Here is a 23,111-nt window from a genome sequence, read left to right as displayed (position 1 = left end):
TCCATATGCTGGCAAAGCTCACAGGTTGGTTGCTGCTGGGAATCGTCCGATTGCTCACCGGTGCGCAGGCGCGCTGGTACGGCTGTCCACCGAAGGCCGAGCAGCGCATCTACTTCGCGAATCACCAGAGCCACGCGGACCTCGTGATGATCTGGGCCGCGCTGCCCGAGGAGCTGCGCAGCATCACGCGGCCCATCGCGGCGCGCGACTACTGGGCCAACACGCCGGTCAAGCGCTGGATCACGACGGAGGTGTTCAACGCGGTGTATGTGGAGCGGGCGGCCACGGGGGCTGCACCGGTTGCGCCGGCGCCGGAAGCACCGCCTCAGGCACCGCCACCCGCGGCGCCCATCACCCCGGCCGAGCGCATCGAGCCGTCGATGGAGCCGCTGCTGCCGATCGAAACGGTGGTTCACGCATCGGCTGCGGAAGGTCCGCAGGAGATTCAGGGACAGCTCGACCTTCCCGCGCCCCCGCCGCCTCCACCACCGGTCGCACCGCCGCCCGCCATCGAGCCCGAAGCGCCAGCCGCCGCGCCCGAGCCCCCTGCCGCCGACCCGCTCGCCCCACTCATCGACGCGCTGCGCAGCGGCGACTCGATCATCATCTTTCCCGAAGGCACGCGCGGCCACACCGGCGAGCCGCAGAAATTCAAGTCGGGCCTCTACGCCCTGGCGACGATGTTCCCCGACGTGGTGCTCGTGCCGGCCTGGATCGACAACGTGCAGCGCGTGATGCCCAAGGGCGAGATCGTGCCCGTGCCCATCCTGTGCTCCGTCACCTTCGGCGCGCCGATCCGCGTCGAAGCAGGCGAAGAGCGCCGCCCTTTCCTCGACCGTGCACGCGCCGCCGTGATCGCCTTGCGCGACGTCTGAAGGTATGAACCAGTTCCTGCGCAGCCTCAGCCCGACCCAGCAGGTCGCGGCCCTTTTCCTGATCGTCTTCGGCCTGCTCTTCATCGTGAGCACTGCCGTCTTCTTCCTGAGCTTCAAGGAGCGGCGCAACCCGGTGCACGACGAGTCGTGGCAGGCCGAGCTGGCGCATTTCCGCGCGCTGCTGGGCACCACCTGGTTCATGGTGATCGTGTTCTGGATCGGCTGGGCACTGGGCGAAACGGTGGCCACCGTGCTGTTCGCGCTGATCGCGTTCTTTGCGCTGCGCGAGTTCATCACGCTCTCGCCGACGCGCCGCGGCGACCACCGCAGCCTGATCCTCGCGTTCTTCGTGGTGCTGCCGATCCAGTTCTGGCTGGTGGCCACCGCGCGCTTCGACCTGTTCACGGTGTTCATTCCGGTCTACGTGTTCCTCGCCATTCCGGTGGCCAGCGCGCTGGCCAACGACCCCAGTCATTTCCTCGAGCGCAACGCCAAACTGCAGTGGGGCATCATGGTCTGCGTCTACGGCATGAGCCACGTGCCCGCGCTGCTGCTGCTGACCTTCCCGGGCTACGAAGGCAAGAGCGCGTTCCTCGTGTTCTTCCTGGTGTTCGTGGTGCAGACCTCGGTGCTGGTGCAGCACCTGATCTCGCGGCGCATGCAGCGCACGCCGTTCGCGCCGAACGTGAGCCGCAGCTTCAACTGGACCAGCTGGGGCATCGGCATCGTCGTGGCCAGCCTGGTCGGTGCGCTGTTCTCGTTCATCACGCCGTTCAAGTTCGGGCAGGCACTCGCGGTGTCGATCATTGCGTGCGTCGCGGGCTCGATGGGCCACCTCGTGATGAAGGCGCTCAAGCGCGACCGCGGCATCCCGAACTGGGGCCAGAAGGGCGTGGGCGTGACCGGCGCCAACGGCCTGCTCGACCGCGTCGACGCGCTGTGCTTCGCGGCGCCGATCTTCTTCCATTCGATCCGCTGGTACTTCAACGTCTGAAGCACCGGCCGGCGGGCGATCAGACTTTGCGCCGCACCACCCGGTCGAAGGCCTGCTTCGCACGCCGCCCTAGAGCCCTCGTCTTCAGCGCCTGAAGCTCGCGCTTGAGCCGCGTGCGCTGCTCGGCCGACAGCGCCGTGCCGAAACGCCCGAGCGCCAGCTCCAGCGCCTCGCGCTGTGCCACCACCCGGCCCTGCCGCCCTTCAGCCTCGGCCAGCCATTCGCAGGCATTGGCCACACGCTCGCGCAAGGCCGCGTCGCCCGACTCGCCGAAGCGCGCGATGAGCACGCGGTAGGCCTTGGCCTGGCCCGCTGCGTCGTCCATCTTGTCGAAGGCCTTGGCCTTGTTGATCATCGACTTGGCGGCCCACAGCTGCAGGGCGCTGTCTCGTGCCATTGCCGTGCGCGCGATCACCTCGTCGTAGCTGGCCACGGCCTCGGCGAAGCGGCCCGCGCGGCGCAACACCGCGCCCTTGCGGAACAGCGCGCCGGCCACGCGCGCGCGCAGGTCGGGCAGCTCGGAATTGCCCCAGCGCGCAACGATCTCGTCGTGCACGCGCATCTCGTCCGCGGGCCGCGCGAGGCGGTCGAGCGCGGTGCTCTTGTATTGCAGGCACAGCGCCACCTGCGACTGCATCTCGGTGGAGGCATCGGCGCCGTAGCGCGCGTCCATCGCGTCGGCGGCCTCGACGACCTCGGTGAAGTGCTCGAGCGCCAGCAGGCAGAAGGTCTTGTGCGACAGGGCGCGGGCGCACTGGCGGCGCATCAGCGGGTGCGGCGAGGCGGCATGCGCCGCGAGCACCTCGTCGAACAGCGCGATGGCCTCGCGCGACGCGCCCGCGTCGCCGAGCTTGCGGCCTTCGCGGACGGTGTCGCACGCCGCATCGAAGAGCTCGGCCGGCAACTCGCCGGCATCGAGCCCGCCGGTCTTGCGCAGGCGCTTCAGGCAGGCCTCGCGCCCGGCCGTCGCCTTCACGCGCAGCTCGCGCAGTTCCGGCGTGGCGCCGTCGCGCGACGCTGCCACGAGCGGCTCGTACACCGCAAGCGCCGCCTCGGGCCGCCCCAGCAGGTCGAGCAGCACGAAGCCCTTGTGCAGCAAGGTGGTGGCCACGGTGCGCTGCACCACGGCGTCGGCGTCGTGCGCGAAAGCACCGAGCAGGCGCTCGCAGGCGGCCAGCGCGGCCTCGCCGTCGCCCTGGTCGCGCAGCCCCACGGCCCACTCATGGGCGCGCACGGCCGCGAGGCGGCGCACCTGCGCGGACGCGTCGTGGCCGTAGCGGTCGAGCAGCCAGCCGACCAGCTCGGCGCGGCGCGCGACCTCGTCGAGCCCGAGGCCGTCGAAGAACAGGGCCAGCGCGCGAACGCCTTCGAGCCGCAGCTCAGGCGCGGCCTCGGCCAGCCCGGCCTCGATCTGGTCGGCCACCTGCAGGCACAGCACCTGCGCCTGCGTGTGCTGCGCCAGCTCGCGCAGGTTGAGCACCGCGGCCAGCCGGGCCCGCGCCACGCGCAGGACCACGCCGGCGTCGGCGCCGCCCTCGAAGCGTTCGATGGCCGCTTCGAGCGTGGCCAATGCGTCCTGCGGCAGGCCACGGTGGTGTTCGATCTCGGCCTTCAGCAGGCGCGCGTCGAGCCGCCATGCATCGAGCGCGGCGTCGGCCTGCGCGTCGAGCTGCTCGCTCATGAAATCGCAGGCCTCGCAGCGCGCCGCTGCGTCGTCGATGAGCCAGGTGCGCTGGTACAGCGCGTGGGCGATGTGCGTGCGGATCTCGGGCTCGCTGCGCCCGCCGTGCGCAGCGACCAGGCGGTCGAGCGTGGCCAGCGCGTCGGCCGGGCGGTGCAGCTGGCGCAGCACGTGCGCGAGCAGCCGCAGCGCCTGGCAACAGGGCACGACCACGGCGGCGTCGGGCAGCGCACCGAACTCGGCGATCAGCCGGCTGCAGGCGGCGATCGCCTCGCGACGGCGGCCGAGGTCGCTCAACAGCTCCGCCTGGCGGAAGCTCGCGGCGGCACGTTCGGCAGGAGATTGCTGCAGGTGCGCGGGCAAGGCCGGGGCGTCGTTCAATGGCTTCGGTTGCTGCTGCGCGGAGGACTCGACTACATTCACCTTCGCTTCCTTGTGTGGCGCGCCCCGCGCGGAGCGGGGCGGAATGCAAGAACGGCGGATTCTGCCCGCGATCCCCCACGCATCGCGCGCGAATTCGCACCTTCTTCAACCTTCCTCACCCAGGCTTAGGCCTTTACGCTTCCTTTTCATGCGGATCCTCGGCATCGACCCCGGTTTGCAGACCACCGGCTTCGGCGTGGTCGATGCGGACGGCCATGCGCTGCGCTACGTGGCCAGCGGCACCATCAGCACCCGGCACCTGGGCAGCGGCAACCTGCCGGCGCGCCTGAAGGTGCTGTTCGACGGCATCGGCGAGATCACGGCGCGCTACCAGCCCGAGGCGTCGGCGGTCGAAATCATCTTCGTCAACGTCAACCCGCAGTCGACGCTGCTGCTGGGCCAGGCGCGCGGCGCCTGCGTGACGGCGCTGGTGAGCCACAACCTGTCGGTGGCCGAGTACACGGCGCTGCAGATGAAGAAGGCCGTGGCCGGCCACGGCCAGGCCGCGAAGGCGCAGGTGCAGGAGATGGTGAAGCGCCTGCTCGACCTGCCCGGCCTGCCGGGCGCCGACGCGGCGGACGCGCTGGGCATTGCCATCACGCACGCACAGGTCGGCCGTTCGATGGCGCGGCTCGCGGAGGCGGCCGAGCTGTCGAAGACCCACGCCGGCACCTACCGGCAAGGGCGTTCGCGCTGAGGCTTCAGCGCACGATGTAGCGCAGGTCGCCCAGGCGCCGGCGGCGTTCGCGCACCTCGGCGGCCACCGACACCGCATCGCCAGCCAGCGCCCGCGCGACCCAGTCGGCCAGCTGCGGCATGTCCTCGGGCGTGAAGCCCAGCCGCACGATCTCGGGCACGCCCAGGCGCAGGCCGTTGATGTCACCGTCGACCGGCGCGATCGGCAGGCCGATGCCGCAGGCCAGCAACCCGCCTTGGGCCAGCTGCTTCGCGGCACGTTGCCCGCCGCCCCAGCGCGCGGCCTCGAGCGCGAACTGGTGCGACTGCGTGAAGCCGCGCGCCTTGGCGAACACCGGCAGGCCTTGCGCATCGAGCGCGCGTGCGAGCGCCTGCGCGGTGTCGCGCATCGCCGCCGCATAAGCTGCGCCGTGCACCTTCCAGTCGAGCAGGCCACGCGCCAGCGCCGCGGTGCGGCCCGCGTCCGAGTTGGCCGTGAGGCCGGGGTAGGCGATGGCGTCGATGCGCGCCATCAGCGCCGCATCGTTCGACACGATGAGCCCGCCGGCCGGGCCGCCCAGGCTCTTGTAGGTGCTCATGGTGATCGCGTGCGCGCCCTCTTCGAGCGGCTGCGGCCAGGCCTTGCCGGCCACCATGCCCGAGAGGTGCGCGGCATCGAACAGCACCTTGGCGCCCACGCTGTCGGCCACCTCGCGAATCGCGGGCACCGGGTGCGGAAACAGGTTCAGGCTGCCGCCGATGGTGATGAGCTTTGGCTTCACCTCGCGCGCCAGCTTGGCCAGCGCCACCACGTCGACCGAGTAGCCGTCGGCATCGACCGGCGCCGGCACGGTCTTCAGGCCGTAGAGCCCGGCCGCGCCGGCGGCGTGGTGCGTCACATGGCCGCCGATGGCGGGCGGCGGCGCGATGATCGTGTCGCCGGGCTGGCAGGTCGCCATGAACACGTAGAGGTTCGACAGCGCGCCCGAGCTCACGCGCACCTCGGCGAAGCGCGCGCCGAACACCTCGGCCGCCAGCTCGGCGGCGACCACCTCGATGCGCTCGATGGCTTCCAGCCCCATCTCGTACTTGTCGCCCGGGTAGCCCAGCGACGGGCGCGACCCCAGCCCGCGCGACAGCAGCGCCTCGGCGGCGGGGTTCATCACGTTGGTGGCGGGGTTGAGGTTCAGCCCCTCGACGTCGTGGATGCGGTGGCTGTCGGCCACGAGGCGTTCGATCTCGGCGGCCACGCCCGCCGCGTCGCGCGCGGCGGCGTCGGCGGCAATGGCGAGCACGTGGTCCTCGCTGGCGGCGGGAACCCAGGAACGGCGGTGAAGGGCTGCGGGCATGCGGTGTCTCGCTGGGAGTGGTGGAAGGGAATGACCGCATGGTCGCGCCCCGTGCCCCAACGGGCAACACGGATAAACTGGGCCTGAGCCCTAGAAAAACTTGGCCTGCACGGCATTCAGATCATGTCCCTCGCCCCACCCCGCCCTCGCCTGCCGCCGCACACGGCCGTGCGCGCCTTCGAGGCTGCGGCGCGCCACGGCAGCTTCGCGCGCGCGGCCGAGGAACTGTTCGTGACGCCCGCCGCCGTCGCGCAGCAGATCAAGGCGCTCGAGACCTGGGCCGGCGGTGCGCTGTTCGAGCGGCACAGCCAGGGCATCCGGCTCAGCGCGCACGGCCGGCGCGCGCTGCCTGCGCTCAGCGCGGCGGTCGACCAGCTCGGCCTCGCGGTGCAGGCGCTGCGCCAGGAAACCCAGACCGCCGCGCGCCGCAGCACGCTGCAGGTGGCAGCCCTGCCGGCGATGGCGCAGCTGTGGCTGTCGCCGCGGCTCTCGCGGCTGAAGGCCGCGCTGCCCGGCGTGCAGGTGTCGGTGACGGCGCTGGAGCAGCCGCCGAACTTCCGGCGCGAGCCCTTCGACCTCGGGCTGTTCTACGGCGCCGAAGCCGCCGTCGGCGCCACGTGCATCCCGCTCGCACGCGACCGCCTCGTGCCCGTGTGCAGCCCGCGCATGCGCGCATCGCTGGAGAGCGCACGCCCGCGCCCACTCGACGACCTCCTCGACGTGCTCGCGCGCTGCGGCGGCCTGCACGACACGGTGTGGCACGACGACTGGTCGCGCTGGCTGCAGGCCGTGCGCCCCGGCACCACCTCCACCGAAGCCGATGCGCTGGCTGCCGGGCCCGATTTCTCGCTCTACAGCCTCGCGCTGCAGGCCGCGCTCGACGGCGAAGGGGTGCTGATGGGACGCGAGCGGCTGGTGGCGCCGCTGCTCGAGAAAGGCCGGCTGCACGCGCCCTGGGGGCGGCCGAAGGCGCTGGGAGACACGCTGATGTTGCTGGTGCCCACGCACCGCAAGGGGCCTCTGCTTGCGCAGCAGGTGCAGGCCTTGCAGGCCCTGGTCGATTGAACGGCTCGCGCTAAGCGACGCGCTCGGCGATCAGGACCGCGAAGAAGCCCAGCGCCGCCAGCACCGTCCACTTGAACACGATCCAGCCGAAGCGGCGGTACTTGACCTGCCCCGTGCCCGCATAGAACGCGAAGGACACGCCCGCCACCAGCAGAAGCAGCAGGATGGCCCAGCGAAAGAGAAGCATCGGAAAGAAAAGGCCTGCGCCGGGCTTACCAGGCCCGCGCCACTTCGCCGAAGCCGCGCGGTGCGCGCTTCTCGTCTTCGAAGGTCACGACCTCGTAGGCGTCGCTGTGCGAGAGCAGCTCGCGCAGCAGCTTGTTGTTGAGCGCATGGCCCGAGCGGAACGCGGTGTACGCGGCCAGCAGCGGCTTGCCGATGATGTACAGGTCGCCCATGGCGTCGAGGATCTTGTGCTTCACGAACTCGTCGTCGTAGCGCAGGCCGCCGGCATTGAGCACCTTGGTGTCGTCCATGACGATGGCGTTGTCGAGACCGCCGCCGAGTGCGAGGCCCTTGCTGCGCATGTACTCGACTTCTTTCGTGAAGCCAAAGGTGCGTGCGCGTGCGATGTCGCGGCTGTACGAGTCGGTGCCCAGGTCGAACTCCACGCGCTGGCCGGTGGAGTTGACGACGCGGTGGTCGAAGTCGATCTCGAAGCTCAGCTTGAAGCCGTGGTACGGCTCCAGGCTCGCCCACTTCTCGTTGGCGCCCTCGCCTTCGCGCACCTCGACCTTGCGCAGCACGCGGATGAAGCGGCGCGGCGCCTTCTGCAGTTCGATGCCCGCGCTTTGCAGCAGGAACACGAAGGACGAAGCCGACCCGTCGAGGATCGGCACTTCGTCGGCCGTGATGTCGATGTAGAGGTTGTCGATGCCCAGGCCCGCGCAGGCGGACATGATGTGCTCGACGGTCTGCACCTTGGCGCCGCCCGTGGAGACGGTGGACGCCAGGCGCGTGTCGGTGACCGATTCGGCGGTCATGCGGATCTCGACCGGCTCGGGCAGGTCGACGCGGCGGAACACGATGCCCGTGTCGGCCGGGGCCGGTCGCAGGGTCAGCTCCACGCGTTGGCCGCTGTGAAGCCCCACGCCCACGGCGCGGCTGATCGACTTGAGGGTTCGTTGTTGCAGCACGCCCGAGATTTTAGGCGGGCGGCGACCGTGACGCCCTATTCCCTTCGCTATGGCCGCGATAGACATGGACCGGTCAGACAAGAAAGAGCAAAGAAGCCGGGGAGCCCCCGGCGATGGACGCAAGGGGCACGAGGTGGACGCAGCGCCTAGAGCCGGGGGGCAGTCCCTTTCAGGTCTTCCCCGTCCCCTTGCGAACCCTCGTGCCCTCTGCGTTCGGTGGCCTGCGGTCAGTCTGCCTGACGGCGCAGGAAAGCCGGGATCTCGAAGTCGTCCATGCCACCCGACGACAGCGCGTCGACCTTGGCGGCGGCCATCGTGCGGTTGGTGCGCCACACGCTGGGCACGGCCATGCCGTCGTAGTTGGGCTGGCTGCTCGAACCGCCACCCGCGTGACCCATGCCGCCGAGCGTCGGCACGGTGAACGGGATGTTGTCGGTGCCGGTGCGGATCACTTCGAGCGTCGGGGCCTGGCGGCGTGCATCGGCACGCGACAGACCCGTGGCCACCACCGTGACGCGCATCTGGTCGCCCAGGCTTTCGTCGTAGGCGGCGCCGTAGATCACGTGCGCGTCCGGCGAGGCGTAGGCGCGGATGGTGTTCATCGCGAGCTTCGACTCGTTCAGCTTCAGCGAGCCCTTCGATGCCGTCACCAGCACGAGCACGCCCTTGGCGCCCGAGAGGTCGATGCCTTCGAGCAGCGGGCAGGCCACGGCCTGTTCGGCGGCGATGCGCGCGCGGTCGGGGCCTGCTGCGGCAGCGGTGCCCATCATGGCCTTGCCGGGTTCGCCCATCACGGTGCGCACGTCTTCGAAGTCGACGTTCACGCCGCCGTACTCGTTGATGATTTCCGAGATGCCGCCCACGGCGTTCTTCAGCACGTCGTTGGCGTGCGCGAAGGCTTCGTCTTGCGTGATGTCTTCACCGAGCACGTCCAGCAGCTTCTCGTTGAGCACGACGATCAGCGAGTCGACGTTGGCTTCGAGTTCGGCCAGGCCGGCGTCGGCGTTGGTCATGCGACGGCCGCCTTCCCAGTCGAAGGGCTTGGTCACCACGCCCACCGTCAGGATGCCCATCTCCTTGGCCACGCGCGCGATCACGGGAGCCGCGCCGGTGCCGGTGCCGCCGCCCATGCCGGCCGTGATGAACAGCATGTGCGCGCCGTCGATGGCGGCGCGGATGTCGTCCACTGCGGCTTCGGCCGCGTCACGGCCCTTCTCGGGCTTGCTGCCGGCGCCCAGGCCGCTGATGCCCAGCTGGATGTTCTTGTGCGCGTTGCTGCGTTGCAGGGCTTGTGCGTCGGTGTTGGCGCAAACGAACTGCACGCCTTGCACACCACGCTCCATCATGTGGGCGACCGCATTGCCACCGCCGCCGCCGACACCGATCACCTTGATCTGCGTGCCCTGGTTGAATTCTTCGACTTCGATCATTTCGATGGTCATTTCTAACTCCTTGAATATTGCAGTTGCCGTTATGTGTCTATGAATATTTCTTCTGCCGTGACGTGATCAACGGGATCGCCGTCGCGATGGTGGACCGGTGCGTCGCCATCGCTCGTTGAAATGCAGCGGAGGACCCGCGCGTGCGAGCCAGAGTGGGGAGTGGTTCATGGTCAGAAGTTCCCCACGATGAAGTCCTTGAAACGTCCGAACGCAGTCTTTACGGACCCGTTCTTCTGTGCGACCTTGAAGCCACGCATGCGTGCAAAACGTGCCTCCTCGAGCAGGCCCATCACGGTGGCCGCGCGCGGCTGCGCCACCATGTCCGAGAGCGCGCTCGAGTACTTCGGAATGCCGCGGCGCACGGGCTTGAGGAAGATGTCTTCGCCCAGCTCGACCATGCCGGGCATGACGGCGCTGCCGCCCGTGAGCACCACGCCCGACGACAGCACTTCCTCGTAGCCCGACTCGCGCACCACCTGCTGCACCAGCGAGAAGATTTCTTCGATGCGCGGCTCGATCACGCCGGCAAGCGCCTGCTTGCTCAACATGCGCGGGCCGCGATCGCCAAGGCCGGGGACTTCGACCTGCGATTCAGGGTCGGCCAGCAGCTGCTTGGCATAGCCATGCTCGACCTTGATGTCCTCCGCGTCCTTGGTGGGCGTGCGCAGGGCCATCGCGATGTCGCTCGTGATGAGGTCGCCCGCGATCGGGATCACGGCCGTGTGGCGGATCGCGCCGTTGGTGAAGATCGCCACGTCGGTGGTGCCCGCGCCGATGTCGACCAGCACCACGCCGAGTTCGCGCTCGTCTTCGGTGAGCACCGCCTGGCTCGAGGCCAGCGGGTTCAGCATCAGCTGGTCGACCTCCAGGCCGCAGCGGCGCACGCACTTGATGATGTTCTCGGCCGCGCTCTGCGCGCCGGTCACGATGTGCACCTTGGCCTCCAGGCGCATGCCGCTCATGCCGATCGGCTCCTTCACGTCCTGGCCGTCGATCACGAACTCCTGCGGCTCCACCAGCAGCAGGCGCTGGTCGCTCGAGATGTTGATGGCGCGCGCCGTCTCGACCACGCGGGCCACGTCGGCGGGCGTGACTTCCTTGTCCTTCACCGCCACCATGCCGCTCGAATTGATGCCGCGGATGTGGCTGCCGGTGATGCCGGTGTAGACGCGGCTGATCTTGCAGTCGGCCATCAGCTCGGCTTCTTTCAGCGCCTGCTGGATGCTCTGCACGGTGGCGTCGATGTTCACCACGACGCCGCGCTTGAGGCCGTTGCTGGGCGCGATGCCCAGGCCGGCCAGCTTGAGCTCGCCGCCTTGCAGCACCTCGGCCACGACCACCATCACCTTGGCGGTTCCGATGTCCAGGCCTACGACCAGGTCTTTGTATTCTTTGGGCATGTAGATGTCCTCGGTATTCGCTACTTGATTTTTCTTGGGGCCTCGGGCGAGACCGTGGTGACGCCGCGCAGCCGCAGGGCATACGCGTCGTTGTGGCGCAGATCGGCGCGTTCGACGTCGGCCACCGTGCGGCGGTACTGGCCCGCGACCTGCGTCACGGTCTTCAGGAACCGCTGCAGGCGCGCAGACACCTCGTCGCTCTGGCCGCGGCCGAGTTCGATCTCGGCCCCGCTGTCCAGCAGCACCTTCCAGCTGCCGCGGCTGGACAGCCGCAGCTCGGCGATGTCGAAGTCGTAGGGCTCGAACATCGGCGCGAGCACGCGGTACATGCCCAGCACCTGCCCGGCCTGCTCGATCGGGCCGTCCAGGCGCGGCAGGTCGGCATCGACCTCGGCCACGTTGGCCTCGAACACGTCGCCGAAGCCGTTGATCAGCTTGGAGCCGGCCTCGTCGCCCCACACCGCCACCGGCACCTGCTCGGTCAGCGTCACGCGCAGCTTGTTCGGGAACTCCCGCCGCACCACCGCGCTGCGCACCCACGGCACCGTCTCGAAGGCGGTGCGCGCACGCGCCAGGTCGATGGTGAAGAAGTTGCCCTTGAGCTGCGGCGCCACGTTGGCGCGCAGCGTGACCGCGTTGTTGTGCGTGACCTCGCCGTCCACCTTGATGCCCGAGATCGGGAAGAAAGGCTGGCGCAGCACCCACCACGCGCTCGCCGCCAGCAGCATGAGCGCCACCAGCACGAACGCAACGTTCGCGACGATGTTCATCAGCTTGACGTCGAAGGGAGCGGGGATGCTGTCGGCCATGGCTTAGTTCGCGCCTCCCTTGGCATCGAGTGCGGCCGAAGCCAGCACGCGCACGCACAGCTCTTCGTAGGGAATGCCCGCCGCGCGCGCCGACATCGGCACCAGCGAATGACTGGTCATGCCGGGCGAGGTGTTCATCTCGAGCAGGAAGGGCTTGCGGTCGCTGGCGCGGATCATCACGTCGGCGCGGCCCCAGCCGCGGCAGCCGAGCGTGTGGTACGCGGCCAGCGTGATGCGCTGGATCTCGCGTTCCTCGGCTTCGGGCAGGCCGCTCGGGCACTGGTATTTCACGTCGTCGGTGAAGTACTTGTTCTGGTAGTCGTAGGCGCCCTCGGGCGCGGCGATGCGCACCACCGGCAGCGCGCGCGCGTCCAGGCCCTGGCCGAGCACGGCGCAGGTGACTTCCTCGCCGTCGATGAACTCCTCGCACAGCACGTCGGCGTCGAACTTGGCCGACAGCGCCACGGCATCCTGCATCTGCGAGTAGCCCTCGACCTTGGTCACGCCGATGGACGAACCTTCGCGCGGCGGCTTCACGATCAGCGGCAGGCCGAGCACGTCGGGCACGACCATGATCTGCTCGCGGCTTTGCTGGTCGAAGGCCAGGCGCACGTACTTGGGCGTGGGCAGGCCGTCGGCCTGCCAGATGCGCTTGGTCATGACCTTGTCCATCGCCACGCTCGAGGCCATCACGCCCGAGCCGGTGTAGGGAATGCCGAGCAGCTCGAGCGCGCCCTGCACGGTGCCGTCTTCGCCATGGCGGCCATGCAGCGCGACGAAGCAGCGCGCGAAGCCTTCGCGCTTCAGGTCGGTCAGCTCGCGCTCCGACGGGTCGAAGGCATGCGCGTCGACGCCGCGCGAACGCAGGGCCTGCAGCACGCCGGCACCGGACATCAGCGACACCTCGCGTTCGGCGGAACTGCCGCCGAACAGCACGGCGACCTTGCCGAAAAGTTGTGGATCCTGAAGGCTCACGCGGCCCTCCCCTTGCGCGCAGTGCGCTCTGAAGTTGTTGATGAGGGTGCGGGCGGCGTGCCGAGTTCGACCACCTTGCCCGGCACCGCGCCGATGGAGCCCGCGCCCATGCACAGCACCACGTCGCCCGCGCGGGCGTTGTCCAGGATGGCCTGCGGCATGGCGACGATGTCGTCGACGAACACCGGCTCGACCTTGCCGGCCACGCGCAGCGCGCGCGCCAGCGTGCGGCCGTCGGCGGCCACGATGGGCGCCTCGCCCGCGGCATAGACCTCGCCCAGCAAGACCGAATCGGCCGTGCCGATGACCTTCACGAAGTCCTCGAAGCAGTCGCGCGTGCGGGTGTAGCGGTGCGGCTGGAAGGCCAGCACCAGCCGGCGCCCCGGGAAGGCGCCGCGCGCGGCCGCGATGGTGGCCGCCATCTCGACCGGGTGATGCCCGTAGTCGTCGATGACGGTGAAGGTGCCGCCGGTCGTGTCGTTCGGCACGGCCACGTCGCCGTAGCTCTGGAAGCGGCGGCCCACGCCCTTGAAGCCGGCCAGGCCGCGCTGCACCGCTTCGTCGGCGATGCCGAGCTCAACCGCCATGGCGATCACCGACAGCGCGTTGCGCACGTTGTGCTCGCCCGGCAGGTTCAGCACGATGGGCAGGTCGGGCAGCGTCACGCCGTTGCGGCGCTGCGCGGTGAAATGCATCTGGCCGCCGACGGCGCGCACGTCGATGGCGCGCACCTGGGCGTCCTCGCCGAAGCCGTAGCTGGTGACCGGGCAGGTCACGTCGGCCACGATCTCGCGCACCGCCGGATCGTCGGTGCACAGGATGGCCACGCCGTAGAACGGCATGCGGTGCAGGAAATCGACGAAGGCCTTCTTCAGCTTCGCGAAGTCGTGCCCGTAGGTCTCCATGTGGTCGGCGTCGATGTTCGTGACCACCGCCATCACGGGCAGCAGGTTCAGGAACGAGGCGTCCGACTCGTCGGCCTCGACCACGATGTAGTCGCCGCTGCCCAGCTGCGCGTTGGCGCCGGCGCTGTTCAGGCGCCCGCCGATCACGAAGGTCGGGTCGAGCCCGGCGGCCTCGAGCACGCTCGCGGCCAGGCTGGTGGTGGTGGTCTTGCCGTGCGTGCCGGCAATGGCGATGCCCTGCTTCAGGCGCATCAGCTCCGCGAGCATGAGCGCGCGCGGCACGACCGGAATGCGCTTTTCGCGCGCGGCCAGCACCTCGGGGTTGTCCGACTGCACGGCGGTGGAGGTGACGACCGCGTCCGCGCCGTCGATGTGCGCGGCGGCATGGCCCACGAAGGTGCCGATGCCCAGGCCCGCGAGGCGGCGCAGCGTGGCGCTGTCGGACAGGTCGGAGCCGGTGATGCGGTAGCCCAGGTTCAACAGCACCTCGGCGATGCCGCTCATGCCCGAGCCGCCGACGCCGACGAAGTGGATGTGACGGATCGCGTGCTTCATTTCGCAAGCTCCTCGCAGGCGCGGACAACCGCGTCCACTGCTTCGGTCTTCTGCAGGGTCTTGGCCTTGGTGGCCCGGTCGATCAAGGTCGCGCGTTCGGTTTTCTGTAGCAAATCAGCCAGCAATTCAGGGGTGAGGTCGGTCTGTTGCACCAGCCAGCCGCCGCCCGCGTCCACGAGGAAGCGCGCGTTGGTGGTCTGGTGGTCGTCGACCGCCGAGGGGAAAGGCACGAACAGCGCTGCTGCGCCGACGGCCGCGATTTCGGTGACGGTGCTGGCACCCGCCCGCGCGACGATGAGGTCGGCTTCGGCGTATGCCTGCGCGGTGTCGTCGATGAAGGGCGTGAGTTCGCCCTCGACGCCGGCCGCCGCATAGTTGGCGCGCAACTCGTCGATCTGCTTGGCGCCGCTCTGGTGCAGCACCTGCGGGCGTTCGGCCGGCGCGATGTGTGCCAGCGCCTGCGGCACCACGGCGTTGAGCGCACGCGCGCCCAAGCTGCCGCCGACCACCAGCAATTTGAGCGGCCCCGTGCGGCCCGCGAAGCGCGTGGCCGGATCGGGCTGCGAGGTGAACGCCGCGCGCAGCGGATTGCCCACCCACTGCGCCTTCTTCAGCACGTTCGGGAAGGCCGTGAACACGCGGTCGGCCACGCCCGCCAGCACCTTGTTGGCGAGACCGGCCACCGAGTTCTGCTCGTGCAGCACCAGCGGCTTGCCCATCAACACACCCATCATTCCGCCCGGGAAGGTGATGTAGCCACCGAGGCCCACCAGCACGTCGGGCTTCACGCGGCGCACCACGGCCAGGCTCTGCCAGAAGGCACGCAGCAGCTTCAGCGGCAGCAGGAACAAGGTGAGCGGACCCTTGCCACGCACGCCGCCGAACTGCACGGGCTCGAAGGCGAAGCCGCGCGGGGGCACGAGTTTTTCTTCCATGCTGCCGGGCGCGCCCAGCCAGTGCACGCGCCAGCCGCGCTCGCGCAGGGCCTCGGCCACCGCGAGACCCGGGAAGATGTGGCCGCCCGTGCCGCCCGCCATGACCAGCGCAGTGCGCGTCATACGCGACCTCCCCGCATCAGCACGCGGTTCTCGTAGTCGATGCGCAGCACCACGGCCAGCGCCACGAGGTTCATCAGGATCGCCGAGCCGCCGAAGCTCATCAGCGGCAAGGTCAGGCCCTTGGTCGGCAGTGCGCCGAGGTTCACGCCCATGTTGATGAAGGCCTGGAAGCCCATCCACACGCCCACGCCCTGCGCCACGAGGCCCGAGAACACGCGGTCGAGCGCGATCGCCTGGCGGCCGATGTGCATGATCCGGCGCGTGAGCCAGAGGAACATACCGATGATCAGCAGCACGCCGACCAGGCCGAACTCTTCGCCGATCACGGCCAGCAGGAAGTCGGTGTGCGCTTCGGGCAGCCAATGCAGCTTCTCGACGCTGCCGCCCAGGCCCACGCCGAAGACCTCGCCGCGGCCGATGGCGATCAGCGAGTGCGACAGCTGGTAGCCCTTGCCCAGCGCGTGCTCTTCGCTCCACGGATCGAGGTACGCAAAGATGCGCTCGCGGCGCCACGGGCTGCTCGCCACGATGGAGCCGAAGGCCACCACCACCAGCGTCGCGATCACGAAGAACATGCGCGCGTTCACGCCGCCCAGGAACAGGATGCCCATGGCGATCACGGCGATCACCATGAAGGCGCCCATGTCGGGCTCGGCCATCACCAGCATGCCGACCACCACCACCGCGATGCCCATCGGCAGCACGGCGCGGAAGAAGCGTTCCTTGATCTCCATCTTGCGCACCATGTAGCTGGCGGCATAGAGCACCATCGCAAACTTGGCCAGCTCCGACGGCTGGAAGCGCATGAAGCCCATCGGCAACCAGCGGCGCGCGCCGTTCACGTTGATGCCGATGTGCGGAATGAGCACCGCCACCAGCAGCAGCAGCGAAGCCACGAAGAGCCAGGGCGCGACGCGCTCCCAGGTCTTCATGGGAACCTGGAAGGTCAGCAGCGCGGCGATGAAGGCGATGACCAGCGAAGCCGCGTGTCGCGTGAGGAAGTACGAGGCGCTGTAGCCGGCGCGTGCGAAGCGCGGGTTGTCGGGCAGCGCGATCGAGGCCGAATACACCATGATCAGGCCCCAGGTCATCAGCGCGACCGTGACCCAGACCAGCGCCTGGTCGAAGCCCAGCACGCGCATCGGCGTGGCCTTGGTCTGCGCGATGCCGGCGCCGCCCAGCCGCACGGGCAGGTGCACGGGCAGCGCGTCCATGCCGCTGCGGGCGCGCCGGAACCAGCCGCCGAAACGGCTGCCGGTGCGGGTTTCCTGGCCTGCGGCTGCGGAGTTCAAATCGGGTCCTCCATCGATCCGGCGGTGGACAGCGACGCGCCGGGCACGTACGACACCACCGCGTCGTCGCCACCCACGGCCTCGCGCGGGCTGTCGGCGTAGGCCTCGACGGCCTCACAGAACACCTCGGCGCGGTGCGCGTAGTCCTTGAACATGTCGAAGCTCGCACAGGCCGGTGACAGCAGCACGGCATCGCCGGGGTGGGCGCGCGCGGCGGCGAGCTTCACGGCTTCTTCCATCGAGCCCGCGTGCTTCAGCGACACGCCGGTGGAGGCCAGCGCGGCCTCGATCAGCGGGGCGTCGCGGCCGATGAGCACGACGGCGCGCGCGTACTGGCGCACGGGGTCGGCCAGCGGCTCGAAGTCCTGGCCCTTGCCTTCGCCGCCGAGGATCACGACCACGCGGCGCTCCTCGCCGAGGCCGCTCAGTGCGGCCACGGTGGCGCCGACGTTGGTGCCCTTGCTGTCGTCGAAGAACTCGACCTCGTCCACGATGGCGATCGGTTCGACGCGGTGCGGCTCGCCGCGGTACTCGCGCAGGCCGTACAGCATCGGGCCCAGCGGGCAGTCGGCGGCGCTGGCGAGCGCGAGCGCCGCCAGGGCGTTCATGGCGTTGTGTCGGCCGCGGATGCGCAGCGCGTCGGCGGGCATGAGGCGCTGGAAGAAGATTTCTTCTTCGACCACCGCGCCGCGCTTGCGCTTCTGCGTTTCGTCGGCCTCCAGCGCGCGCACCAGCCAGGCCACGCCGTTGATGCGCTCGATGCCGTAGTCGCCGGGACGCAGCGGCATCGCGCCGCCGAAGGTGACGTGGGCGCGGATCTGCGGACGCTGCAGCTTCACGCGGACGGGCGGCGGCAGCATGGCCATCACCCCGGCGTCGTCGCGGTTCAGGATCAACAGACCCTTGGCGCCGAAGATGCGCGCCTTGGCAGCCGCATACGCCGGCATGTCGCCATGCCAGTCGAGGTGGTCCTGCGTGAGGTTGAGCACGGTCGCGGCCGTGGGCTCGAAGCCCTGCACGCCGTCGAGCTGGAAGCTCGAGAGTTCAAGCACCCACACCTCGGGCAGCGTGTCGGCGTCGAGGTGCGCAGCCAGCGTGTCGAGCAGTGTCGGGCCGATGTTGCCGGCCACGGCCACGGTCTTGCCCGCGCGCTCGACCAGCTGGCCGGTGAGCGAGGTGACGGTGGTCTTGCCGTTGGTGCCGGTGACCGCGAGCACGGCCGGTGTGTAACCCTTGGGCGCTTCGGGCTCGGGTTCCGGCACGAGCACCATCTGGGGCGTGTCTTCCTCGACCGCGGCCGACGCCGGGTTGGTGGCCGAGAGCTCGGCGATCGTGGCGACGAACGCGGCGGCCTCGCGCGCCGCGGTGGGCACGTAGGGCTTGCCGGGAGGCGGGAGCCGGGAGAGGCTGGCGGCGGACGCGGGTGCGGGCGGCGCATCGGGTGCGTCGCCGGTGGCGGTCGGCGCTGCGCCTTCTTCCGTGGCGGCGTCTTCGGCGACGACGTCTTCGGTGGGTGGCGTCACCGGGACGCTCAGCGACGCGTCGCGCGGCATGGCTTCGGCCATGGCGGGCGGCGTGGGTTCGGCGGCTTCGGTCGGTTCGACGGAAGCGACGGGTTCGGCTTCTGCGGCAGTCGCATCGACTGGCGGTGCGGCTTCGGTCGACTCGGCGACCACGGCCTCCGTGGGTGCAGCGGCCTCGGTCGCCTCAACAGCGTCGACGGGTGCAGCCGCTTCGGCCTCGCCTTCGACAACCGCTGTCGTCTCCGGCGCAGGCACTTCCGGCGTCTCGACCACCGCAGCATCCGCCACAGGGGCTTCCTCGCTCAAGGCCAGCTCGGCCTGGGCAGGCGTTTCGACGACAGGTTCGGCGACAGCGGCTTCAGCCGGCACGTCAGCCTCAGCCTCCACCACCGGCACCTCGACCGTCCGCAGGTCGAGCAGCGCACGCGCGAACAGGTCCAGCTCACCGCCGACCACGAGGCCCACGGCCTTGGCGGCGTCGACGACCGGTGCCAGCGTCGCGGGCGACAGGCCCGGCGAGCGGTAGACGGCGCGGATCGGCGTGCCTTCGACCAGCGCGGCCGTGAACGGCCCGCCGATGAACGTGACATCGGGCAGCTCGGCCTGCAGCGTCGCGAGCGAGGCCGGTGCCTCGCGCGTGTCGGCCACGGTCACGACCGCGCCGTGGCGCGCGCACCAGCGCGCCATCGCCAGCCCGGACGCGCCGAGGCCGAGGATGAGAACGGGGAGGTCTTTCAGGTGCCGCATGGTTGTGTGGTTACCGCAGCTTCAGCGTCGACAGGCCGATGAGGCACAGCAGCATCGTGATGATCCAGAAGCGCACGACGACCTGCGTCTCGCGCCAGCCGCTCTTCTCGAAGTGGTGGTGCAGCGGCGCCATCTTGAGCACGCGGCGGCCTTCGCCGTAGCGCTTCTTCGTGTACTTGAAGTACATGACCTGCGCCATCACCGAGATCGCCTCGACCACGAAGATGCCGCCCATGATGAAGAACACGATCTCCTGGCGCACGATGACCGCAATGGTGCCCAGCGCGCCGCCCAGTGCGAGCGCGCCCACGTCGCCCATGAAGACCTGCGCCGGATGGGTGTTGAACCAGAGGAACGCGAGCCCCGCACCGGCCATGGCCGAGCAGAACACCAGCAGCTCGCCCGAACCCGGAATGTTGGGGAACAGCAGGTACTTGGAGTACACCGCGCTGCCCGTGACGTAGGCGAACACGCCCAGCGCCGAGCCCACCATCACCACCGGCATGATCGCCAGGCCGTCGAGGCCGTCCGTGAGGTTCACGGCGTTGCTCGCGCCCACGATCACGAGGTACGTGAGGATCACGAAGCCGATGCCGCCCAGCGGGTAGCTCACTTCCTTGAAGAAGGGCACCAGCAGGTTGATCTTGGGCGGAAAGTCGAGGTCGAAGCCCGAGCGCACCCAGGCGTAGAACAGCTCGAGCACGCGCCAGTTGGAGCTCTCGGAAATGCTGAACAGCAGGTAGAAGCCCGCGAGCAGGCCGACCAGCGATTGCCAGAAGTACTTCTCGCGCGAGCGCATGCCTTCGGGGTCCTTGCGCACCACCTTGCGCCAGTCGTCCACCCAGCCGATGGCGCCGAAGCCCATCGTGACCCACAGCACGATCCACACGAAGCGGTTCGAGATGTCGAACCACAGCAAGGTGGCGAAGGCGATGGCGAACAGCACGAGCACGCCGCCCATGGTCGGCGTGCCGCTCTTGGTCAGGTGCGTTTCCATGCCGTAGCCGCGGATCGGCTGGCCGATCTTGAGCGCGGCGAGGCGACGAATCACATAGGGGCCGGCCACCAGGCCGACCACGAGCGCGGTCAGCGCGGCCATGAGCGCGCGGAACGTGAGGTAGTTGAAAACGCGCAAGAACCCGAACTCGGGCGACAGCGTCTGCAGCCATTGGGCCAGGGACATCAGCATGTTGTGTTGCGCGGCTCATGCGTCATGACCGGCCTCCTTTTGTTGTTGTGCTTCGATCGCCTGCACCACGCGCTCCATCTTCATGAAGCGCGACCCCTTGACCAGCACGCTGCCCAGCTGCGGCAGGCGGGCGAGCACGGCCGCGCGGAGCGTGTCGAAATCGTCGAAATGGCGTCCATCGACACCATCGTTGTTGTTGAAAGCCGTCGCCGCATGCACGGTCTCGCCGCCCAGCGTGTAGACGGCGTCGATGCCGCGCTGGCGCGCCCAGGCGCCGACCTCGGCGTGAAATTCCGGTGAGCGGTCGCCGACCTCGCCCATTTCGCCGAGCACCAGCAGGCGTGGCGCGGGCAGGCCGGTGAGCACGTCGATGGCGGCAATCACCGAGTCGGGGTTGGCGTTGTAGCTGTCGTCGACCAGCGTGAGCGCGTGCCCGCCGGGCAGCACGATCTCGCTGGCGCGCGAACGGCCCTTGACCGGCTCGAAGGCCGACAGGCCCGCGGCGATGGTGTCGAGCGACACGCCGGCCGCCAGCGCGCAGGCGGTGGCAGCGAGCGCGTTGCCCACGTTGTGGCGGCCCGCGATGTGCAGGCGCGCATCGAAGGCACCCAGCGGCGTGCGCACACGAACGCGCCAGGCGCCCTGCTGCCATTCGGCGCCGTCGAGCGAAATGTCGGCGTCGGCGTGCTCGCCGAAGGTCAGGCAGCGGCGCGAACCGCTCTGGCGTGCCAGGTCGGTCCACAGCGAGGTGAAGGTGTCGCCGTAGGGGAACACGGCGGTGCCGTCGTCGGGCAGTTCGGCGAACACGGCGGCGTTCTCGATGGCGACCGCCTCGACGCTGGCCATGAACTCCTGGTGCTCGCGCTGCGCGTTGTTGACCAGCGCGATGGTCGGGCGCGACATGGCGGCCAGTCGCGCGATCTCGCCCGGATGGTTCATGCCCAGTTCGAGCACCGCCAGCTGGTGCTGCGCGCGCAGGCGCATCAGCGTGAGCGGCACGCCGATCTCGTTGTTGAAGTTGCCGGCCGTGGCCAGCGCGCGGTCGGCGCGGAAGGCGGCGAGCACGGCCGCGATCATCTGCGTGACCGTGGTCTTGCCGTTGCTGCCGGTGACGGCGATCAGCGGCAGCTGGAACTGCGCGCGCCAGCCGGCGCCCAGCGCACCGAGCGCGATGAGCGAGTCAGCCACCTCGAGGCCGGCAAGCCCGGCGGCTTCGAGGCCGCCGTGCGCAATGGCGGCCACGGCGCCCTGCTTCTTCGCGTCGGCCAGGAAGTCGTTGGCGTCGAAGCGCTCGCCCTTGAGCGCGACGAACAGGTCGCCGGCGGCCAGGGTGCGGGTGTCGGTGTGGACGCGCGCGATCACGGTGGCCGGGTCGCCCACGAGGCGCGAACCCGGCACCCATTGCTGCGCCTGCGCCAGCGTGAGGTTCAACGGGGTGGAGATGGGCGTGGCCATGGCGGTCATGCGGCACCCCGCTTCGCGAGCGCGTCGAGCGCGTGGGTCTTGTCGGAGAACGGCAGGCGCTGGCCCGCGATCTCCTGCCACTCTTCGTGGCCCTTGCCGGCGATCAGCACCACGTCTTGTGGTGCGGCCTGGGCGATGGTTTCGGCGATGGCGCGCGCGCGGTCGACCTGCACGCGGGCCGCCTCGACGCGCGTGAAGCCGCGCAGCGCCTGGCTGATGATCGCGTCGGGGTTCTCGTTGCGCGGGTTGTCGCTGGTGAGCACGACGTGGTCGGCCTGCCGTTCGGCGACGGCCGCCATCAGCGGGCGCTTGATCGGGTCGCGGTTGCCGCCGCAGCCGAACACGCACCACAGCGCGCCGCCGCGTTGCTTGGCCAGCGGGCGCAGGCCGGCGAGGGCCTTGTCGAGGGCGTCGGGCGTGTGGGCGTAGTCGACCACGGCCAGCGGCGCACCCTCGGTCGGCTGCACGCGGTCCATCCGGCCCGGCACGCTGCTGAGGTGGGCGCAGGCGGCCACGGCCTGTGCGAGCGTCAGGCCCAGCGCGCGCAGGGTGCCGAGCACGCCGAGCAGGTTGGCGACGTTGTACTGGCCGATCAGCCCGGTGGCGAGCCGCTCGGCCGGCGCCGTGCTGCCGTGCTCGGCCACGGTGAACTGCAGGCCCTGCGCGTCGTAGCCGATGTCGCGCGCCATGAGCCGTGCGGGCTTGCCGACGGCCGAGACGGTCCAGACGTCGAGCGCGCCGATGCCGGCGTCGAGCAGGTTGGCGCACAGGCTGGCGCCATGCATGTCGTCGATGTTGATCACCGCGGCGCGCAGGCCGGGCCAGCGGAACAGCTCGGCCTTGGCCTGCCAGTAGGCGTCCATGCTGCCGTGGTAGTCGAGGTGGTCCTGCGTGAAATTGGTGAACACGGCGACCGCGATGCGGCAACCGTCGAGCCGGCGTTCGGCGATGCCGATGGACGAGGCCTCGATCGCGCAGGCGCCGAAGCCTTCGGTGACGAAGTCGCGCAACGCGCGCTGCAGCATCACGGGGTCGGGCGTGGTCAGGCCGGTGTAGGTGAGTTCGGGCGGCACGCCGATGCCCAGCGTGCCGACCACGGCGCAAGGCGACGGGGCGCCGCGCTCGGTGGTGCCGTCGGGGCGCATGGCGCGCACGCCGCCGGCCGCACGCAACGTGGACAGCGATTCGGCCAGCCACCACGCGGTGGAGGTCTTGCCGTTGGTGCCGGTCACGGCCAGCAGATCGAGCTGCGCCGAGGGGTTGTCGTAGAAGGCGGCGGCGATCGGGCCGGTGGCGGCCTTGAGGCCGGGGTAGCTCACGATGCGCTCGTCGCCATCGAAACCGAAGGCGTCCACGCCCTCGTGCTCGACGAGGCAGGCCACGGCGCCCTGCGCCAGCGCGGCCGCCACGTGCTGGCGGCCGTCGGTCGCGGCACCGGGCCAGGCGATGAAGGCATCGCCCGGGCCGACCGCGCGACTGTCGGCGAGCAGCGCGCCCTGCACGCGTTCTTTCAGCCAGAACGCGGCGGTGGTGGGGGAAGTGAGTGTCAGCATG

General features: G+C 69.8%; 19 protein-coding genes. 4 read left to right on the top strand and 15 right to left on the bottom strand.

The features are described from left to right. Positions 1-5: 5 nt before the first annotated feature. Together AC07OH_RS17790 and AC07OH_RS17785 are read left to right on the top strand one after the other, a co-directional pair. On the top strand, positions 6-875 hold the full coding sequence (locus AC07OH_RS17790; RefSeq protein WP_495301582.1) for a lysophospholipid acyltransferase family protein: 870 nt from the start codon (positions 6-8) through the stop codon (positions 873-875). 4 nt (positions 876-879) lie between these two features. Continuing rightward, entirely contained in the window at positions 880-1,869 is a 990-nt protein-coding gene (locus tag AC07OH_RS17785) for a phosphatidate cytidylyltransferase (protein WP_489059326.1), read from the top strand. A 19-nt stretch (positions 1,870-1,888) separates the two neighbouring features. Here AC07OH_RS17785 and AC07OH_RS17780 read toward each other — a convergent pair whose 3' ends face one another. Further along, positions 1,889-3,973: a tetratricopeptide repeat protein gene (locus tag AC07OH_RS17780; protein WP_495301581.1), complete on the bottom strand. Its 2,085-nt coding sequence runs from the start codon at positions 3,971-3,973 to the stop codon at positions 1,889-1,891. A gap of 148 nt (positions 3,974-4,121) precedes the next feature. Here AC07OH_RS17780 and ruvC point away from each other — a divergent pair, with 148 nt between their 5' ends. Beyond that, positions 4,122-4,670: a crossover junction endodeoxyribonuclease RuvC gene (ruvC, locus tag AC07OH_RS17775; RefSeq protein ID WP_062474210.1), complete on the top strand. Its 549-nt coding sequence runs from the start codon at positions 4,122-4,124 to the stop codon at positions 4,668-4,670. A 4-nt stretch (positions 4,671-4,674) separates the two neighbouring features. On the opposite strand, the gene AC07OH_RS17770 is transcribed toward ruvC, so the two are convergent. Next, the gene (locus AC07OH_RS17770) at positions 4,675-5,997 is read right to left on the bottom strand and encodes an alpha-methylserine aldolase (RefSeq protein WP_495301580.1); all 1,323 of its coding nucleotides are present in this window, start codon (positions 5,995-5,997) and stop codon (positions 4,675-4,677) included. Positions 5,998-6,120: 123 nt separating this feature from the next. Here AC07OH_RS17770 and AC07OH_RS17765 point away from each other — a divergent pair, with 123 nt between their 5' ends. After that, a complete protein-coding gene (locus AC07OH_RS17765) occupies positions 6,121-7,062 on the top strand; it encodes a LysR family transcriptional regulator (RefSeq protein ID WP_495301579.1) in 942 nt (313 codons plus the stop codon). A 10-nt stretch (positions 7,063-7,072) separates the two neighbouring features. Here AC07OH_RS17765 and AC07OH_RS17760 read toward each other — a convergent pair whose 3' ends face one another. The 13 genes from AC07OH_RS17760 to AC07OH_RS17700 all read right to left on the bottom strand — a co-directional run bounded on the left by AC07OH_RS17760 (position 7,073) and on the right by AC07OH_RS17700 (position 23,110). Continuing rightward, complete coding sequence (locus AC07OH_RS17760; RefSeq protein ID WP_167394968.1) at positions 7,073-7,249, bottom strand: hypothetical protein; 177 nt, start codon at positions 7,247-7,249, stop codon at positions 7,073-7,075. 25 nt (positions 7,250-7,274) lie between these two features. Next, complete coding sequence (gene lpxC, locus AC07OH_RS17755) at positions 7,275-8,198, bottom strand: UDP-3-O-acyl-N-acetylglucosamine deacetylase (protein ID WP_056575680.1); 924 nt, start codon at positions 8,196-8,198, stop codon at positions 7,275-7,277. A gap of 227 nt (positions 8,199-8,425) precedes the next feature. Then, positions 8,426-9,640 carry a cell division protein FtsZ gene (gene ftsZ / locus AC07OH_RS17750; RefSeq protein WP_495301578.1) on the bottom strand — a complete coding sequence of 405 codons (1,215 nt, stop codon included), beginning with the start codon at positions 9,638-9,640 and terminating at the stop codon, positions 8,426-8,428. A gap of 170 nt (positions 9,641-9,810) precedes the next feature. Further along, the gene (ftsA, locus tag AC07OH_RS17745) at positions 9,811-11,040 is read right to left on the bottom strand and encodes a cell division protein FtsA (RefSeq protein WP_056575685.1); all 1,230 of its coding nucleotides are present in this window, start codon (positions 11,038-11,040) and stop codon (positions 9,811-9,813) included. A 20-nt stretch (positions 11,041-11,060) separates the two neighbouring features. After that, entirely contained in the window at positions 11,061-11,849 is a 789-nt protein-coding gene (locus AC07OH_RS17740) for a cell division protein FtsQ/DivIB (RefSeq protein ID WP_062474220.1), read from the bottom strand. A gap of 3 nt (positions 11,850-11,852) precedes the next feature. Next, positions 11,853-12,824, bottom strand: coding sequence for a D-alanine--D-alanine ligase (locus tag AC07OH_RS17735; protein ID WP_139703002.1), 972 nt, complete (start codon positions 12,822-12,824; stop codon positions 11,853-11,855). Continuing rightward, the gene (murC, locus tag AC07OH_RS17730; protein WP_495301577.1) at positions 12,821-14,284 is read right to left on the bottom strand and encodes a UDP-N-acetylmuramate--L-alanine ligase; all 1,464 of its coding nucleotides are present in this window, start codon (positions 14,282-14,284) and stop codon (positions 12,821-12,823) included. The genes AC07OH_RS17735 and murC overlap by 4 nt, the downstream gene beginning before the upstream one ends. Continuing rightward, the gene (gene murG, locus AC07OH_RS17725) at positions 14,281-15,342 is read right to left on the bottom strand and encodes an undecaprenyldiphospho-muramoylpentapeptide beta-N-acetylglucosaminyltransferase (protein ID WP_495301576.1); all 1,062 of its coding nucleotides are present in this window, start codon (positions 15,340-15,342) and stop codon (positions 14,281-14,283) included. Before murG ends, murC begins: the two co-directional genes overlap by 4 nt. Next, on the bottom strand, positions 15,339-16,634 hold the full coding sequence (gene ftsW / locus AC07OH_RS17720; RefSeq protein ID WP_495301575.1) for a putative lipid II flippase FtsW: 1,296 nt from the start codon (positions 16,632-16,634) through the stop codon (positions 15,339-15,341). The genes murG and ftsW overlap by 4 nt, the downstream gene beginning before the upstream one ends. Then, on the bottom strand, positions 16,631-18,904 hold the full coding sequence (gene murD, locus AC07OH_RS17715; RefSeq protein WP_495301574.1) for a UDP-N-acetylmuramoyl-L-alanine--D-glutamate ligase: 2,274 nt from the start codon (positions 18,902-18,904) through the stop codon (positions 16,631-16,633). The genes ftsW and murD overlap by 4 nt, the downstream gene beginning before the upstream one ends. Before the next feature lie 10 nt (positions 18,905-18,914). Then, positions 18,915-20,093 carry a phospho-N-acetylmuramoyl-pentapeptide-transferase gene (gene mraY, locus AC07OH_RS17710; protein ID WP_099795073.1) on the bottom strand — a complete coding sequence of 393 codons (1,179 nt, stop codon included), beginning with the start codon at positions 20,091-20,093 and terminating at the stop codon, positions 18,915-18,917. Positions 20,094-20,108: 15 nt separating this feature from the next. Then, positions 20,109-21,548 (bottom strand): UDP-N-acetylmuramoyl-tripeptide--D-alanyl-D-alanine ligase, encoded by a 1,440-nt coding sequence (locus tag AC07OH_RS17705; protein WP_495301788.1) that lies wholly within the window; start codon positions 21,546-21,548, stop codon positions 20,109-20,111. 5 nt (positions 21,549-21,553) lie between these two features. Then, positions 21,554-23,110 carry a UDP-N-acetylmuramoyl-L-alanyl-D-glutamate--2,6-diaminopimelate ligase gene (locus AC07OH_RS17700; protein ID WP_495301573.1) on the bottom strand — a complete coding sequence of 519 codons (1,557 nt, stop codon included), beginning with the start codon at positions 23,108-23,110 and terminating at the stop codon, positions 21,554-21,556. Position 23,111: the final 1 nt, after the last annotated feature.

It is taken from the genome of Variovorax sp. GW821-FHT10C12 (assembly GCF_059415405.1).
The sequence above is the reverse complement of the archived record's forward strand: the minus strand, read 5'-3'. Positions and strand labels throughout refer to the sequence as shown.

Coding starts and splice junctions, on each gene's coding strand:
- AC07OH_RS17760 (WP_167394968.1), bottom strand. CDS start 7,249: ATGCTTCTCTTTCGCTGGGCCATCCTGCTGCTTCTGCTGGTGGCGGGC.
- AC07OH_RS17785 (WP_489059326.1), top strand. CDS start 880: ATGAACCAGTTCCTGCGCAGCCTCAGCCCGACCCAGCAGGTCGCGGCC.
- murG (WP_495301576.1), bottom strand. CDS start 15,342: ATGACGCGCACTGCGCTGGTCATGGCGGGCGGCACGGGCGGCCACATC.
- AC07OH_RS17705 (WP_495301788.1), bottom strand. CDS start 21,548: ATGGCCACGCCCATCTCCACCCCGTTGAACCTCACGCTGGCGCAGGCG.
- mraY (WP_099795073.1), bottom strand. CDS start 20,093: ATGCTGATGTCCCTGGCCCAATGGCTGCAGACGCTGTCGCCCGAGTTC.
- AC07OH_RS17770 (WP_495301580.1), bottom strand. CDS start 5,997: ATGCCCGCAGCCCTTCACCGCCGTTCCTGGGTTCCCGCCGCCAGCGAG.
- AC07OH_RS17790 (WP_495301582.1), top strand. CDS start 6: ATGCTGGCAAAGCTCACAGGTTGGTTGCTGCTGGGAATCGTCCGATTG.
- murC (WP_495301577.1), bottom strand. CDS start 14,284: ATGAAGCACGCGATCCGTCACATCCACTTCGTCGGCGTCGGCGGCTCG.
- ruvC (WP_062474210.1), top strand. CDS start 4,122: ATGCGGATCCTCGGCATCGACCCCGGTTTGCAGACCACCGGCTTCGGC.
- AC07OH_RS17700 (WP_495301573.1), bottom strand. CDS start 23,110: ATGCTGACACTCACTTCCCCCACCACCGCCGCGTTCTGGCTGAAAGAA.
- AC07OH_RS17740 (WP_062474220.1), bottom strand. CDS start 11,849: ATGGCCGACAGCATCCCCGCTCCCTTCGACGTCAAGCTGATGAACATC.
- murD (WP_495301574.1), bottom strand. CDS start 18,904: ATGCGGCACCTGAAAGACCTCCCCGTTCTCATCCTCGGCCTCGGCGCG.
- AC07OH_RS17765 (WP_495301579.1), top strand. CDS start 6,121: ATGTCCCTCGCCCCACCCCGCCCTCGCCTGCCGCCGCACACGGCCGTG.
- ftsA (WP_056575685.1), bottom strand. CDS start 11,040: ATGCCCAAAGAATACAAAGACCTGGTCGTAGGCCTGGACATCGGAACC.
- ftsZ (WP_495301578.1), bottom strand. CDS start 9,640: ATGACCATCGAAATGATCGAAGTCGAAGAATTCAACCAGGGCACGCAG.